Below are 13449 nucleotides of genomic sequence, written 5' to 3'. Positions count from 1 at the left end.
CACCTGAGCTGCCCAGCTGGTCGAGGAACAATTCGAGGCTCGCCGCGTTGGGGATCAGCACCTGCGATGCGGTGGTGAGACGTTCGTCGAGATTGCTGACGTTGTTGCGTGAGATGGCGACGGACGTGACGATGCCCAGGGTGGCGACGACGATGGTGGCTCCCAGCGCCGTTGCCGCTGCCACCCGTGCTCGGAGCGAGAACCTCATGCGGACGCTCGGAGCACGAAGCCCACGCCGCGGACGGTGTGCAGGATCCGCGGTCGGCCGTCGGCCTCGATCTTGCGGCGCAGGTAGCCGACGAACACGTCGACGACGTTGGTGTCCGCGACGAAGTCGTAGCCCCACACCAGTTCGAGCAGCCGCTCCCGGGTGAGGACGACGCCGGAGTTGCGTGCGAGTACGGCGAGCAGTTCGAATTCGCGTTTGGTGAGGTCGAGTTCGCGACCGTCCACGTGCGCGCGGTATCCGGGAATGTCGACGCGCAGGTCGCCGATCACGACGGCGGTGTCGCTGTCCGAGGCGGCGGGGGCGGTCGTGCGTCGGCGCAGCATGGCGCGGATGCGAGCGACGAGTTCGGCGAGCACGAACGGCTTCGTCAGGTAGTCGTCGGCCCCGGATTCGAGGCCGGAAATGCGGTCGTCCACCGAACTGCGCGCACTGAGTACGCAGATCGGGACGTCGTTGCCCATGGCGCGCAAGGCCTTGACGACGCTTGCGCCGTCGAGAACGGGCATGTTGATGTCGAGCACCACGACGTCGGGTGCGCGCTGGGAGACGACGGTCAGCGCTTCGGCACCGTCGACGGCGGTGATGACGGCGAAGCCGGACAGGCGGAGGCCGCGCTGCAGCGAGGCGAGCACGTCGGCATCGTCGTCGACGACGAGCACGGTGGCAGATTCGGGCACAGCCCTATTATGCTGCCCAGCGCTCGACCGTCAGCTGCCGTTGCTCAGGGGAGAGGGCGAAGAACTGCTCGAGTGCGGTGCGACGGTCGCGGTCGGCGTCGAGTGTCCACGCCACGGCGGGAGCGCTGGCGTACAGCTTGTCGTAGTACGCCTCGAAGGTGCAGGTGCTGTTCACGAGCGACGCCGCACCGGGGAACGGGTGAGTTGCTGTGTTTGTCATGTTTCCCAAGGTAGAAGCGGTAAGTGGGCTGCTGGTGAGTGCTGTGTGGGGAAACTCTGAGAATGTCTCGGAGGATTGTCTACGACCGTGTTCGGGTAGAAAGACCCCATGACTGTGGTGTGGTTTCGACGCGATCTCCGTACGGCCGACCTCCCGTCGCTCACTGCGGCGGCAGAGTCGACGGGGCCGGTGCTCGGGTTGTTCGTCCTCGACGACAAGCTGTTGAAGCCGTCGGGCGCGCCACGCCGAGACTTCCTGTTTCGCAGTCTCGAAGCGCTGAACGAGCAGTTGGACGGTCGCCTCCTGGTTGTGAAGGGTGATCCCGAGGTCGTTGTGCCGCAGGTCGCGAACGCGACGGGTGGCGGCGATGTCCACGTCAGCGCCGACTACGGACCGTACGGACGGGACCGCGACGAGCGCGTCGGTAAGCAGGTATCCCTGGTCGCGACGGGTTCGCCGTATGCGGTTGCGCCGGGGCGGGTGACCAAGAACGACGGTGAGCCCTATCGGGTATTCACACCGTTCTTCCGTCAGTGGTTGCAGCACGGGTGGCGTGGCCCTGCGGCCACTTCGGCCGACACCGTGTCCTGGCTGGATCCGTCGGATGTGTCGGGGCTGCCGGAACGGGTGTCGATCCCTACCGAGGAGGGCGGTTCCGACGCTGACGCGGGCGAGGCTGCGGCATCGACGACCTGGCATGAATTCCTGGAGCATGTCTCGGCGTACGACGACGAACGCAACCGGCCCGATCTCGATTCGACTTCCCGCATGTCGGTGTACCTCAAGTACGGCAACATTCACCCCCGGACGATGCTCGCCGATCTGTCCAAGATCGCCAGCGACGGGGCCGCGACGTACCGCAAGCAGCTCGGGTGGCGAGACTTCTACGGCGACATTCTCTTTCAACGACCCGACAGTGCACGGGAGAACTACGACAAGAAGTACGACAGGATCGAGGTGGACTCCGGCGAGCACACCGAGGAACTGTTCGACGCCTGGAAGGAAGGACGCACGGGCTTCCCGATCGTCGATGCCGGGATGCGTCAGATGAACACGGAGCACTGGATGCACAACCGCGTGCGGATGATCGTCGCGTCGTTCCTGGTGAAGGACCTGCATCTCCCGTGGTGGCGCGGCGCGCGCTACTTCATGCAGCAGCTCGTCGACGGCGATCTGGCCAACAATCAGCACGGTTGGCAGTGGACCGCAGGCACCGGGACGGACGCTTCGCCGTACTTTCGGGTGTTCAACCCGATCACACAGGGCGAGAAGTTCGATCCCACAGGCGATTACGTGCGCCGATGGGTTCCCGAGCTCCGCGGCGAGGAAGGTCGCGCCGTGCACACGCTGAAGTACGGGCGCCCGAAGGAGTATCCCGACCCCATCGTCGACCACAAGCACGAGCGCGAAGTGGCACTGGCGAGGTTCAAGGCCCTCTAGCGTCGCCGTGACACCGCGACGCCGAGGAGGCAGATCACCCCTCCGACCACGGCGAGTACGTGCGGAACCTCTCCCAGCAGTACCCAGGCGAGCGTGATCGTCAGCGGCGGAACCGCATACGTGGTGATGCCGAGGCGCCCGGCGTTCATGCGCGTCAGGGCATACGCCCACGTGCTGAAGGCCAACGCCGTCGGCACAAGTCCGAGGTAGATCAGGCCGCCCGTCGCACCGGCAGAGGCGGTACGGAGATCGTCGACGAGCGCGGGCGCGAACACCGCCGTGCAGAGAGCGCCGACGGTGCACGCCATCCACGTCACCTGCAGGCCGGGTATTGCACTGAGCACGGGTTTCTGGCTCAGGACGCCGACGGCATACGTGACCGCCGACAGCAGGCACAGCGCGATGCCGAACCAATCCGCGTCGGTTCTCGTCGTGTCCGTCGTCGTGACCGCGGAGACGACGCCGACCATGACGGCCCCGAGGAACGCGATGGCTCCGCCGATGACGAGCCAGCGCGGGAATCCTTCACCGAGGAGCAGTCCGGCGAAGATCGCGACCAGGATGGGCCCGATCTGAATGATCATCGAGGTGGTGCCGGCGTCGACACGCTGCTCCGCGGCGTTCAGCGAGACGTTGTAGACGGCGAACCAGAACACTCCGACACTGATGATCTGCAACCACTGAACGCGATTCGGGCGCACCCAGGTTCGCTTGGCCCACAGCACCGCGCCGAGCGCGACCGAACCGATCAGCAGGCGGCCGAACGCGAGCGGGCCTGCGCCGAAGGACATACCGACGCCGCGAATGGCGACGAACGCCGAAGCCCAGGACAGTACCGTCACCACGACGGCGGCGAGGGCGAGTCGATCGATTTGCGGACGGGAGTCGAGCTGGGTCATGGGATAAGACGCTATGTCCTCCCAGCCCGAAACTCGCGCGGTTTTCGGCCATCGTCCTGCGTGTTTCTGCCGTGAGCGCTGTCAGTGCCTGTCAATGCCGGAGCAGTTTCTCTAGCGCGTCGAGAACGGCGGGGTCCTCGATGGTCGACGGCACGCCGTATTCCTCGCCCGCGACGATCTGCCGCATCGTCTTGCGCAGGATCTTGCCCGATCGCGTCTTCGGTAGCGCCCCGACGACGGTGACGTCGCGGAAGGTTGCGAGCGCACCGATCTGATCGCGCACCATCGCGACGAGTTCGTCGCGCAGCTGGTCCTCGGCAATGGTTTCGCCCGCCTTCAGCACGACGTATCCGCTGGGTCGTTGCCCCTTGAGATCGTCGTGGATGCCGATGACCGCGCATTCGGCCACGGCAGGATGGCTCGCGACCACCGCTTCCATCGATCCGGTCGAGAGTCGGTGGCCCGCAACGTTGATGACGTCGTCGCTGCGGCCGAGAACGTAGACGTACCCGTCGGCGTCGATGTAGCCGGAATCGCCGGTCAGGTAGTACCCAGGGAAGGTGTCCAGGTACGAGCGGCGGAAGCGGTCATCGTCGTTCCACAACCCCACCAGGGTGCCGGGCGGGAGCGGCAGCTCCAGAACGATGTTGCCCTCGGTACCGGCGTCGACGGCATCGCCCGACGCATCGAGCACGGCGACGCGGAAACCGGGTACGGCAACCGTCGGCGAGCCCGACTTGATCGGAAGTGGCTCCAGGCCGCGCAGATTCGCGCAGATCGCCCAGCCGGTCTCGGTCTGCCACCAGTGGTCGACGACCGGTCGATCCGTTGTCCGGCTGATCCACTCGTAGGTATCGGGATCGAGGCGTTCACCGGCGACGAACAGTGTTTCCAGCGAAGAGATGTCGTACTTGTCGAGCTCGGCCGCCTGCGGATCCACCTTGCGAATCGCGCGCAACGCGGTCGGCGCCGTGAACAATGCCCGCACCCGATGGTCGGCGATGACCCGCCAGAACGCCCCTGCATCGGGCGTGCCGACCGGTTTGCCCTCGTACAGAACGGTCGTCGCGCCCGCCAGCAGCGGCCCGTACACGATGTAGGAGTGCCCCACGACCCACCCGACGTCGGACGCCGTCCACATCACCTGGCCCGGCCCGACATCGTAGATGTTTCTCATCGACCACCGCAGCGCGACGGCATGGCCGCCGTTGTCGCGGACGACGCCCTTCGGCTTACCTGTCGTGCCCGAGGTGTACAGGATGTACAGCGGGTCCGTGGCCTGCACCGGAACGGGATCGGTGGCGGCGGCGTCGGCGGTCAGCTCGTTCCAGTCGAGCCACGAGTGGTCGGCGTCGATGCCGTCGCGGGCTTTGACGATCACCTGCGGCGCCGGGGCTGTGGTCAGCGCAAGCGCCTTCTCGACGATGGGCAGGTACTCGACGACGCGGCCGGGTTCGAATCCGCCATTGGCCGTGACGAGCAGGGTGGGTTCGGCGTCGTCGATGCGGGCGGCGAGTTCCTTGGCCGCGAACCCACCGAACACCACCGAGTGCACCGCACCGATCCGTGCACACGCCAACATCGCCACGACGGCCTCGGGAATCATCGGTAGATAGAGAACGACACGGTCGCCTACGCGCACGCCGCGTTCGGCCAGGACACCCGCGAACAGTGCGACCTCGACGAGCAACTCGGAATACGTGTACGAGCGCGTAAGGCCGAGCATCGCGGAGTCGTAAATCAACGCGGTTCGATCACCGTGACCCGCCTCGACATGCCGATCGAGCGCGTTGAAGCAGGTGTTGAGGCGTCCGTCCGGGAACCAGCGGTCGCCTTCGAACGCTCTGCTCGGAGGCGTCGACCAGTCGATGGTTCGTGCCGCGTCGAGCCAGAACCCCTCGCGATCGTCGATGCTTCTGTCGAATGCATACCGGTATTCGCCGCTCATGTATGCAGCCTAGTTGCGGTGTCTTCGTTCGCCGACGGACTCGGCTGCCGCGATGGTTGGTCATAAGCGTTCACCGTTGGCGCGTATTGGTTTCATCAAGACACTGGCCCTGCTTGGCCCAGCGCAACGAGACTTCTCCTGTGACTCTCTTTCAGCTTCTCCCGTCGTTGACTGCAGCATGCAGGCCTCGGTTCGACAGCGAAGAATGGCCGGCCGACACGTGCTATCACCTGGGCCGAATCGTGGTCGACGGTTGCGCGCTCGAAGACCTCGCCGATTGCGAGGGAACCCCGACGTCGATCGACGGTGTCATGGTGACGCGGGTGCGGTCGGTGATCGCAGGTGTCGTGACAATCGACGCTCCGCCCGGCGAGTACGTCGACGCGGCCGTCGCGAACCGGCATTGCACCGCGCGGCTGGAGTTTTTCGGGTTGGGGAATTCGAAGGTCGAGCTACCGTGCGACGTGCGCGCCGGTGACGTTCTAGCTCTGGTCGCGGAGGCCGAGTCGGCGGTATCGCGCCATTCGCGTCGTGAGTCGGTCGGCGGGGTTCGCGGCGGCGATGTCGCGTAGCTCGCGGGCGATAGCGCCTGCGACTCGAAGCGAGAATTCGACGGGCTCCTCGGCTGCGTCGGGGTGCTCGGGAACGATGGCGTCGACGATGTGGGCGCGCAGCAGATCCACCGACCGGATGCCCTGTGCCTCGGCCATATCCGCGGCGTGGTCGGTGTCGCGGTGCACGATGGCACTTGCACCTTCGGGTGGAAGCGGCGCCAGCCACGCATTCTGCGCGCACAGCGACCGGTCGGCAGGGAGCAGTGCGAGCGCACCTCCGCCGGTGCCCTGACCGAGAAGCACCGACACCGTCGGCGTGTCCACGGTGACGAGATCGCTGATACAGCGCGCGATTTCGGGGGCCAGCCCGCCTTCCTCGGCTTCCTTGGACAATGCGGCACCGAACGTGTCGATGACGAGCACCAGCGGTATGCGCAGTTCCTCGGCTAATTTCATGCCGCGGCGGGCCTCGCGCAACGCACCGGGCCCCATCGTCGCGGTGACGCTGTGACTGCTGCGATCGTTACCGAACACCACGCACGAGATGCCGCGAAACCGGCACAGCGACAGCAGGATCGTCGTGTCCGATTCGCCCTGACCGGTGCCACTGAGCGGAACCTGTTCGGTAGCAGCGTGTTCGAGCAGTTGACGAACGCCGGGCCGATCGTCGCGGCGTGATGCCGCGACGGAATGCCACGCCGAGTGCTCCGGAATGTCGGCGGGCGTCGGCGCGGGGTCCAGTTCGTAGGGAAGTTCGTTGTCGCCGCTGACCACCCGGAGCGCGCGGACCATGAGGTGCCGAAGGTTCTGGACGGGAACGACACCGTCGATGACGCCGTGCTGGTAGAGATTCTCCGCGGTTTGCACGCCCTCGGGAAAGGGCTTGTCGTACAACGCCTGATACACGCGCGGGCCGAGAAATCCGATGAGCGCACCGGGCTCGGCGAACGTGACGTGAGCCAGCGAGCCCCACGACGCGAACACACCGCCCGTCGTCGGATTGCGCAAGTACACCAGGTAGGGCAGGCCGGCGCGCTTGTGCAGCGTGACAGCTCCCGCGATCTTGACCATCTGCACGAAGGCGAGCGTGCCCTCCTGCATGCGGGTGCCGCCGGAGGTGGGTGATGCGATGAGGGGAAGCCCTTCAGCCGTTGCCTGTTCGATGGCGACGCAGATCCGCTCGGCGGCGGCGACGCCGATCGATCCCGCGAGAAAACCGAACTCGCAGGCGATGATCGCCACGTCGCGTCCGTCGACCAAGCCCTTGCCCGTCAATACGGATTCGTCGACGCCGCTCTTGTCTCGAGCTTTCTCCAGGTCCGCCGCGTAGGCAGCGCCGGGCGAGACATCCAGTGGCGGCTCGTCCCACGACACGAACGAACCGCCGTCGAGAATTGCATCGAGGATCTCGGCGGCGGACGTCCGTGCGTTCATGGTGCCAGTTTAATCGGATCGTTCCTGCAGGCTCCACTCCTGTTGATCGGACCGTTCCTGCAGGCTCCACTCCTGTTGATCGGATCGTTCCTGCAGTCTCCACTCCTGCCTTAGCGAGCGAATGCTTCCTTCCATGTGACGGTTTTGCCGATTCGCAGGATGGAGCGCTGGTAGATCTTCGCCGCGACGACGGCGAGCGCTGCTGTCGTGGCGGCCATGATGAGCGCCGTCCCGACGATTTGGTACAGCGGTGCTACGCCCGCGGCGATACGTAGCGGCATCATGACCGCGGAGAACGGTGGGATCCAGCTGAGCACGTTGCTCAGCGTGCTTTCGGGGTCGCCGACCGAGTAGAACGCCGCGAAGAACATCGCCATGATCAGCAACAGCAGCGGCATCGTCGTCGAATTGACGTCTTCCTGCCGGGAGACCATCGAGCCGCCCGCGGCGTACAGCACAGCGAAGAACGCGAACCCGAGTACGAACCAGCCCAGAGTGCCGATGAAGACGCTGATGGCGGTGCCGGTGACGGTGAGCACCCCGGTGGCCAGTCCTGCGCCGACGCCCGCCGCGCCGTACAGCGCGAGTTGCAGAATGCCCACCGCGCCGATTCCGAGGATCTTGCCCCACAACAGTTGCAGCGGCCGGACGGTCGACAGCAGCAATTCGACGACGCGAGAGGACTTCTCCTCGACGACGCCCATCGCGACGTACATGCCGAAGCCGATGATCTGCGCGTAGAGGATGAAGACGGCGGACAACGACAGTGCTACGCGTTGACCGGCTTCGGGATCGGGCGGGTCGACGGCGTCGACGGTGACCGTCGCGTTGGACGCTGCGGACGACAGGGTCGCCCGGTCGACACCCTGTGCGGCCAGCGCGGCGTCCGTGGCCTGTGCTTGCACGCTTCCTTCGACGACTGCTCTGAGTGCTCCGGTGAGCTCGGACTCCGTGATCGCGGTGTAGGCGCCAGCGGTCTCCGGTACGAGAGCCACTGCTACGTCACCGGATTCGACGTCGGCGCGCGCCGTTTCGGCATCGGCGATCTCGCGGACGTCGACGGGATTGCCGACGGATTCGCCGGTGGCCTGTAGGACCGACGCGAGGGACTGGTCACCGACGATGCCGACGACGTCACGGTCCTCGCCGTCGCCTCCGGAGAAGATGGAGAAGGCGATGATGCCGCCGACGATGACGGCCAGGATGATGACGTTGCTGATGACGAAGCTCTTCTTCATCACCTGAACGGTGAACTCGCGCTTTGCGATCAATCCGATTGCCCTACTGGAACTCACGTTGTGGTTCATTTCTCGACCGCCTCTCGGAACAGATCGCTCAGCGATGGTTTGCGGGTGGTGAATTCGTGTACCGGTCCGGTGGCGAGGGCCGCGCCGAGGACGGCCTGATCGTCGGCGCCCGGCTCGATCGTCAACAGCGTTCGGCCGTTCGCGTGGCTCAGCGTGTGCACTCCGCGGATTCCGTCGGCCCATCCTGCGGGCGCAGCGGGGGCGTGCACGTCGAGCTGCCCGCTGCCGGTGCCGCGTAGCTCGTCGACGGTACCCACTGCCTTCATGCGTCCCGCCGCGATGATGCCGACGCGGTCACACAGCCGCTGCACGAGGTCGAGTTGGTGGCTCGAGAAGATGACGGGAACGCCCGACGCTGCCTTCTCGCGCAGCACCTCGCTCATCACGTCCACGGCAACGGGGTCGAGGCCGGAGAACGGCTCGTCGAGCACGAGCACAGCCGGGTCGTGAATCAGCGCCGCCGCGAGTTGAACGCGCTGCTGGTTGCCCAGGCTCAGAGCGTCGACGGTGTCGTCGAGCCTCTCCGAGATACCGAGCCGCTCGGTCCAGCGCTGCACTGCCGAGTGCGCGTCGGACTTCGACAGGCCGTGCAACTCGGCTAGATACGCCAACTGTGGGCCGACCTTCATCTTGGGATAGAGCCCGCGCTCCTCGGGCATGTAGCCGATGGTCCGGCGAACGTCGAGGTCCACCTGCTTACCGCCGAGGAGGACCTGGCCGGAGTCGGCGGACAAGACGCCGAGCGTGATGCGCATCGTGGTGGTCTTGCCTGCGCCGTTGCTGCCGACGAAACCGAACAGCTCGCCGGGGCGTACGTCGAAACTCAGCGAGTCGAGGGCGATCTTGTCGCCGTACCTCTTCGATACGTCGTCGATCGTGAGGGTGCTCATGGTGCCCTTTCTTCTTGCAGGTCATCAGGTTCTGGCAGGTCTTCAGGTTCTTGCAGGTCTTCGGGTTCTGGGTCGGGCGTGATCCATGCGAGAACGAATGCGGGAGAACAGATTCCCGCTAGAAGTGCCGTCAGCGTCCACAGTCCGCCGGCATAGGCGAGACGGTCGTTGTCCACCCAGGTGCCGAGAAAGACGAGAGGCATGATCGCAGCCATGACCGTACCCTGCGTCACGGTGAGCCCGATGGATCGAGCTTCGTTGCGCTGCTGCACTTCCCATTCGTCGAGGGCGCCCATCGGGGCGTCGCTGTGACGCCCCGACACCGTTTGCAGCATCGTCCACAGGACGAGGAACGCCGCAGTTGCCGGAAGCCAGGCAAGCGGTGCCCACTCCCAGAACAGCGTCCAGATGGAGATCACCACCAGGACGAGGAGGGTGGCGACCACTGCGATGGCCAACATGCGTCGGCGACGCTGCGTTCGCCATGCAGGCAGCCAATGACGAGTTTTCGCGTCGTTCTCCAGGAAGCGTCGCGTCCGGTAGGCCTGGTATCTGGACAGGATGTTCGAGTCGGGGGTGCTCACGCGTCCTTCTCCCTTCGGAACAGTTCGGCGGAGAGCGGCCCGAGCTCTTCCCGCGAGAACACTGCTTCGACCGGGAGGTCGAACACGTCGCAGATGCGCATCGCCAAGTCGAGGCTCGGGTAGTGGTCACCCCGTTCGAGGGCGCCCACCGTCTGTGGATTCACTTCGATGAGTTCGGCCAGTTGCGCGCGGCTCATCTTTCGTTCGGCCCGCAGAACACCCACCCTGTTGTAGATCGGGAGCGCGTTGCCACGCTTTATGGGGCTCATAGAACAAAGTGTTGTGTAAACCCAACGATCTGTCAACCGCTGGAACAACCCGGGCCGCATCGATGGCCCGTTGCAACCGTCTAGCCGTTGTTATGTGCCATCGATGCCGGCCATCGATGCCGGCCGGCGCACCCGCCGGCGCACCTCAGGCCTCGCTGAGCTGACCCGCCCGCATGGTCCAGCGACGGGTGGCTCGCACGGTGCCGAGCATGCGCCGGTCGTGCGTCACCAACATCAGCGTGCCGTCGAAGTTCTCCATAGCCCGCTCGAGCTGTTCGATGGCAGGCAGGTCGAGGTGGTTGGTGGGCTCGTCGAGCACCAGCAAGTTGACTCCGCGCGCTTGCAGCAGTGCCAACGCGGCACGTGTCCGCTCACCCGGGGACAGCGACTCGGCGGGCCGCATGGCGTCGTCGCCGCGAAGGCCGAACTTGGCGAGCAGGGTTCGAACGTCGGCGTCGGGCCAGTCCGGAACTGCGGCGCCGAGCGCAGCCATGACGGTCTCGGAACCGTCGAACAGCTTTCGTGCCTGGTCGATTTCGCCGACCGCGACGCTCGATCCCAGCGACGCCGTTCCTTCGTCGGGTGCCAGTCGACCCAGCAGCACCGACAGCAAAGTGGTTTTGCCCGAACCGTTCTCACCGGTGACGAGAATGCGATCCCCCCACTCGACCTGCGTCGTCACCGGTCCGAACGTGAAGTCCTCGCGCCGCACCACTGCGCCACCCAGCACCGCAACGACCGTTCCACTGCGGGGCGCCGCCGCGATCTCCATGCGCAGTTCCCACTCCTTGCGCGGTTCCTCGACGACATCGAGCCGTTCGATGCGGCGTTGCGTCTGACGCGCCTTCGCTGCCTGCTTCTCCGTCGACTCGGCGCGGGTCTTGCGGCCGATCTTGTCGTTGTCCGTTGCTTTACGACGGGCATTGCGGACGCCGGACTCCATCCAGTTGCGTTGCATCTGGGCGCGCGACTCCAGTGATGCCTTCGTATCGGCGAACTCGTCGTACTTCTCGCGGGCATGCTGACGCGCAATCTCGCGCTCGGCGAGGTACGACTCGTAGCTGCCGTCGTACACGTCGATCCGGTGCTGAGCGCGGTCCAGCTCGACGATGCCGGTGACGGTCCGCGCAAGGAACTCACGATCGTGGCTGACAACGACGATCGCTGCCCTGGTGTCGACGACGAATCGTTCGAGTTGTTCCAGACCGGCGAGATCGAGGTCGTTGGTGGGCTCGTCCAGAAGCAGGATGTCGTACCGAGCGAGCAGGATGGCGGCCAATCCGGCACGAGCAGCCTGCCCGCCGGACAGATCCGTCATCGACGCACCGCCGTCCACCTCGAGGCCCAGATCGGCCAACACCTTCGCCGTCCGCTCCGCCAGATCCGCTCCGCCGAGCGCGAGCCACTTCTCGAGCGCAGGGGTGTACAGGTCTTCTTCGCTGCTGCCCAGAGCTTCCGCGGCGTCGTTCATGTCCTGCTCGGCGGCAGTGACACCGGTCCGCCGGCCGATGAAGTCGAGTACGGTCTCGCCGGGAATGCGGTCCGGTTCCTGCGCCAAGTAGCCGACGGTGGCATCGGGCGGACTGGTGTAGATCTCACCCTCCATATCGGCGGTCCCGACACCGGCCAACAGCGTCAACAACGTCGACTTGCCTGCCCCGTTCGCCCCGACGAGTCCGATGACTTCGCCCTCTGCGACCGTCAGATCCAGGCCCGAGAACAAGGTGCGGTCGCCGTGAAAAGCGGCGAGGTCGTCGATTCGAAGCGTTGCAGTCACCGCGCAAGTATCTCTCTATCGCGGGAACAGACCCGCATCGCGGTGAGTTGGCACCTGTATGACGTATTCACCCGAAACCAGTACTGTTCCGACGATCGTGCTCAATGACGGGCATGCAATTCCCCAGCTCGGCTTCGGTGTGTGGCAGGTTCCCGACGACGGCGCGCAGGCTGCGGTGTCCGAGGCATTGAAGGTCGGTTACCGCAGCATCGACACCGCGAAGGTGTACGAGAACGAAGCCGGCACCGGCCAGGCGATTGCCGAGTCGGGCATCGCGCGCGACGAATTGTTCGTGACGACCAAGCTGTGGAACGACGATCAGGGCTACGACTCGACGCTGAAGGCGTTCGACGCCAGCATGGACCGTCTCGGCCTCGAATACCTCGACCTGTACCTCATTCACTGGCAGCAGCTCGATCGTGACAAGTACATCGACACGTTCAAGGCGTTCCAGAAGTTGAAGGCGGACGGCCGCATCGGTTCGATCGGCGTTTCCAACTTCACCATCCCGACGTTGGAGAAGCTGATCGACGCCGTGGGCGAAACGCCGGCCGTCAATCAGATCGAACTGCACCCGCGCTTCATCCAGGAGGAGCTGCGTGCGTTCCACACGGAGAAGGGCATCGCCACCGAGGCGTGGAGCCCACTCGGATCCGGCACAGTTCTCGACGATCCTGCCTTCGCGCCGATCGCCGAGGCGCACGGCGTCACTCCGGCCCAGGTCATCCTGCGGTGGCACATTCAGCTCGGCAACGTCGTGATCCCCAAGTCGGTGACGCCGGAGCGTATCGCCGCCAACTTCGACGTGTTCGGCTTCCAGCTGAGCAACGACGAGATCCAGAAGATCAACGCGTTGAACACCCCGGACGGCCGCACGGGACCGGATCCGGATCAGTTCAGTAGCTAGTGCGCTCCGCACCCGTGCGCACAAAGTGTTGCTGCAACGACACTAAGTGAACACCGGTGCGCAGCGCCTATCCTGATCGGCATGGAACCGCTGACGGGGAAGACGATCGCGCTGACGGCCGAGCGGCGGGCCGACGAGTTCGCGACCCTGCTCGAACGCCGCGGCGCAGTTACGGTGCATGTTCCGGCGATTCACGTGCTGCCTCTGCTCGACGATTCGGATCTGCGGGAGAAGACCGCACGCATCATCGAGAAGCCGCCGGAGTTGACGGTGATCAGTACCGGTATCGGTTTCCGCGGTTGGCTCGACGCCGC

13 protein-coding genes and 2 pseudogenes are annotated in these 13449 nt (G+C 65.3%); 4 read left to right on the top strand and 11 right to left on the bottom strand.

The genetic code is table 11. The features are described 5' to 3' along the window. The 3 genes and pseudogenes from WBQ44_RS01665 to WBQ44_RS01655 form a co-directional block, all read right to left on the bottom strand. Positions 1-208: pseudogene (locus WBQ44_RS01665) on the bottom strand (sensor histidine kinase); the annotation flags it as partial. Next, positions 205-906, bottom strand: coding sequence for a response regulator transcription factor (locus WBQ44_RS01660; protein ID WP_495565001.1), 702 nt, complete (start codon positions 904-906; stop codon positions 205-207). The pseudogene WBQ44_RS01665 and the gene WBQ44_RS01660, both read right to left, overlap by 4 nt. 7 nt (positions 907-913) lie before the next feature. Continuing rightward, positions 914-1126, bottom strand: coding sequence for a hypothetical protein (locus WBQ44_RS01655; protein ID WP_495565000.1), 213 nt, complete (start codon positions 1124-1126; stop codon positions 914-916). 108 nt (positions 1127-1234) lie between these two features. Between WBQ44_RS01655 and WBQ44_RS01650 the strand changes: the two genes are divergently transcribed. Then, a complete protein-coding gene (locus WBQ44_RS01650) occupies positions 1235-2566 on the top strand; it encodes a cryptochrome/photolyase family protein (RefSeq protein WP_495564999.1) in 1332 nt (443 codons plus the stop codon). On the opposite strand, the gene WBQ44_RS01645 is transcribed toward WBQ44_RS01650, so the two are convergent. After that, positions 2563-3465, bottom strand: coding sequence for a DMT family transporter (locus WBQ44_RS01645; RefSeq protein ID WP_495564998.1), 903 nt, complete (start codon positions 3463-3465; stop codon positions 2563-2565). The two genes, WBQ44_RS01650 and WBQ44_RS01645, sit on opposite strands and share 4 nt — an antisense overlap. Before the next feature lie 91 nt (positions 3466-3556). Further along, on the bottom strand, positions 3557-5413 hold the full coding sequence (locus WBQ44_RS01640; RefSeq protein WP_495564997.1) for a propionyl-CoA synthetase: 1857 nt from the start codon (positions 5411-5413) through the stop codon (positions 3557-3559). A gap of 140 nt (positions 5414-5553) precedes the next feature. Between WBQ44_RS01640 and WBQ44_RS01635 the strand changes: the two genes are divergently transcribed. Then, entirely contained in the window at positions 5554-5985 is a 432-nt protein-coding gene (locus tag WBQ44_RS01635) for a hypothetical protein (protein ID WP_495564996.1), read from the top strand. Here WBQ44_RS01635 and WBQ44_RS01630 read toward each other — a convergent pair. From WBQ44_RS01630 to WBQ44_RS01605, 6 genes are all read right to left on the bottom strand, one after another. Beyond that, on the bottom strand, positions 5896-7401 hold the full coding sequence (locus tag WBQ44_RS01630) for a carboxyl transferase domain-containing protein (RefSeq protein ID WP_495564995.1): 1506 nt from the start codon (positions 7399-7401) through the stop codon (positions 5896-5898). The two genes, WBQ44_RS01635 and WBQ44_RS01630, sit on opposite strands and share 90 nt — an antisense overlap. Before the next feature lie 110 nt (positions 7402-7511). Continuing rightward, positions 7512-8708 (bottom strand): ABC transporter permease, encoded by a 1197-nt coding sequence (locus tag WBQ44_RS01625; RefSeq protein ID WP_495564994.1) that lies wholly within the window; start codon positions 8706-8708, stop codon positions 7512-7514. Then, positions 8705-9598, bottom strand: a complete 894-nt coding sequence (locus WBQ44_RS01620) for an ABC transporter ATP-binding protein (protein WP_495564993.1) — start codon at positions 9596-9598, stop codon at positions 8705-8707. Before WBQ44_RS01620 ends, WBQ44_RS01625 begins: the two co-directional genes overlap by 4 nt. After that, positions 9595-10182: a hypothetical protein gene (locus WBQ44_RS01615; RefSeq protein WP_495564992.1), complete on the bottom strand. Its 588-nt coding sequence runs from the start codon at positions 10180-10182 to the stop codon at positions 9595-9597. The genes WBQ44_RS01620 and WBQ44_RS01615 overlap by 4 nt, the downstream gene beginning before the upstream one ends. Continuing rightward, the gene (locus WBQ44_RS01610; protein WP_495564991.1) at positions 10179-10451 is read right to left on the bottom strand and encodes a helix-turn-helix transcriptional regulator; all 273 of its coding nucleotides are present in this window, start codon (positions 10449-10451) and stop codon (positions 10179-10181) included. Before WBQ44_RS01610 ends, WBQ44_RS01615 begins: the two co-directional genes overlap by 4 nt. Positions 10452-10596: 145 nt before the next feature. After that, a complete protein-coding gene (locus tag WBQ44_RS01605) occupies positions 10597-12228 on the bottom strand; it encodes an ABC-F family ATP-binding cassette domain-containing protein (RefSeq protein ID WP_495564990.1) in 1632 nt (543 codons plus the stop codon). A gap of 58 nt (positions 12229-12286) precedes the next feature. On the opposite strand from WBQ44_RS01605, the gene WBQ44_RS01600 reads away from it, so the two are divergent. Both WBQ44_RS01600 and WBQ44_RS01595 read left to right on the top strand, forming a co-directional pair. Further along, positions 12287-13135: an aldo/keto reductase gene (locus tag WBQ44_RS01600; RefSeq protein WP_495564989.1), complete on the top strand. Its 849-nt coding sequence runs from the start codon at positions 12287-12289 to the stop codon at positions 13133-13135. Positions 13136-13216: 81 nt separating this feature from the next. Continuing rightward, positions 13217-13449: pseudogene (locus WBQ44_RS01595) on the top strand (uroporphyrinogen-III synthase); the annotation flags it as partial.

Source organism: Rhodococcus sp. (in: high G+C Gram-positive bacteria) (assembly GCF_049591685.1).
GTDB lineage: Bacteria > Actinomycetota > Actinomycetes > Mycobacteriales > Mycobacteriaceae > Rhodococcoides.
This window is presented reverse-complemented; position numbering and strand designations above follow the sequence as displayed.

What these genes read in the sequence shown, in the direction of transcription:
- WBQ44_RS01655 (WP_495565000.1), bottom strand. Translation starts at nt 1,126, where the DNA reads ATGACAAACACAGCAACTCACCCGTTCCCCGGTGCGGCGTCGCTCGTG.
- WBQ44_RS01650 (WP_495564999.1), top strand. Translation starts at nt 1,235, where the DNA reads ATGACTGTGGTGTGGTTTCGACGCGATCTCCGTACGGCCGACCTCCCG.
- WBQ44_RS01645 (WP_495564998.1), bottom strand. Translation starts at nt 3,465, where the DNA reads ATGACCCAGCTCGACTCCCGTCCGCAAATCGATCGACTCGCCCTCGCC.
- WBQ44_RS01640 (WP_495564997.1), bottom strand. Translation starts at nt 5,413, where the DNA reads ATGAGCGGCGAATACCGGTATGCATTCGACAGAAGCATCGACGATCGC.
- WBQ44_RS01630 (WP_495564995.1), bottom strand. Translation starts at nt 7,401, where the DNA reads ATGAACGCACGGACGTCCGCCGCCGAGATCCTCGATGCAATTCTCGAC.
- WBQ44_RS01625 (WP_495564994.1), bottom strand. Translation starts at nt 8,708, where the DNA reads ATGAACCACAACGTGAGTTCCAGTAGGGCAATCGGATTGATCGCAAAG.
- WBQ44_RS01620 (WP_495564993.1), bottom strand. Translation starts at nt 9,598, where the DNA reads ATGAGCACCCTCACGATCGACGACGTATCGAAGAGGTACGGCGACAAG.
- WBQ44_RS01610 (WP_495564991.1), bottom strand. Translation starts at nt 10,451, where the DNA reads ATGAGCCCCATAAAGCGTGGCAACGCGCTCCCGATCTACAACAGGGTG.
- WBQ44_RS01600 (WP_495564989.1), top strand. Translation starts at nt 12,287, where the DNA reads ATGACGTATTCACCCGAAACCAGTACTGTTCCGACGATCGTGCTCAAT.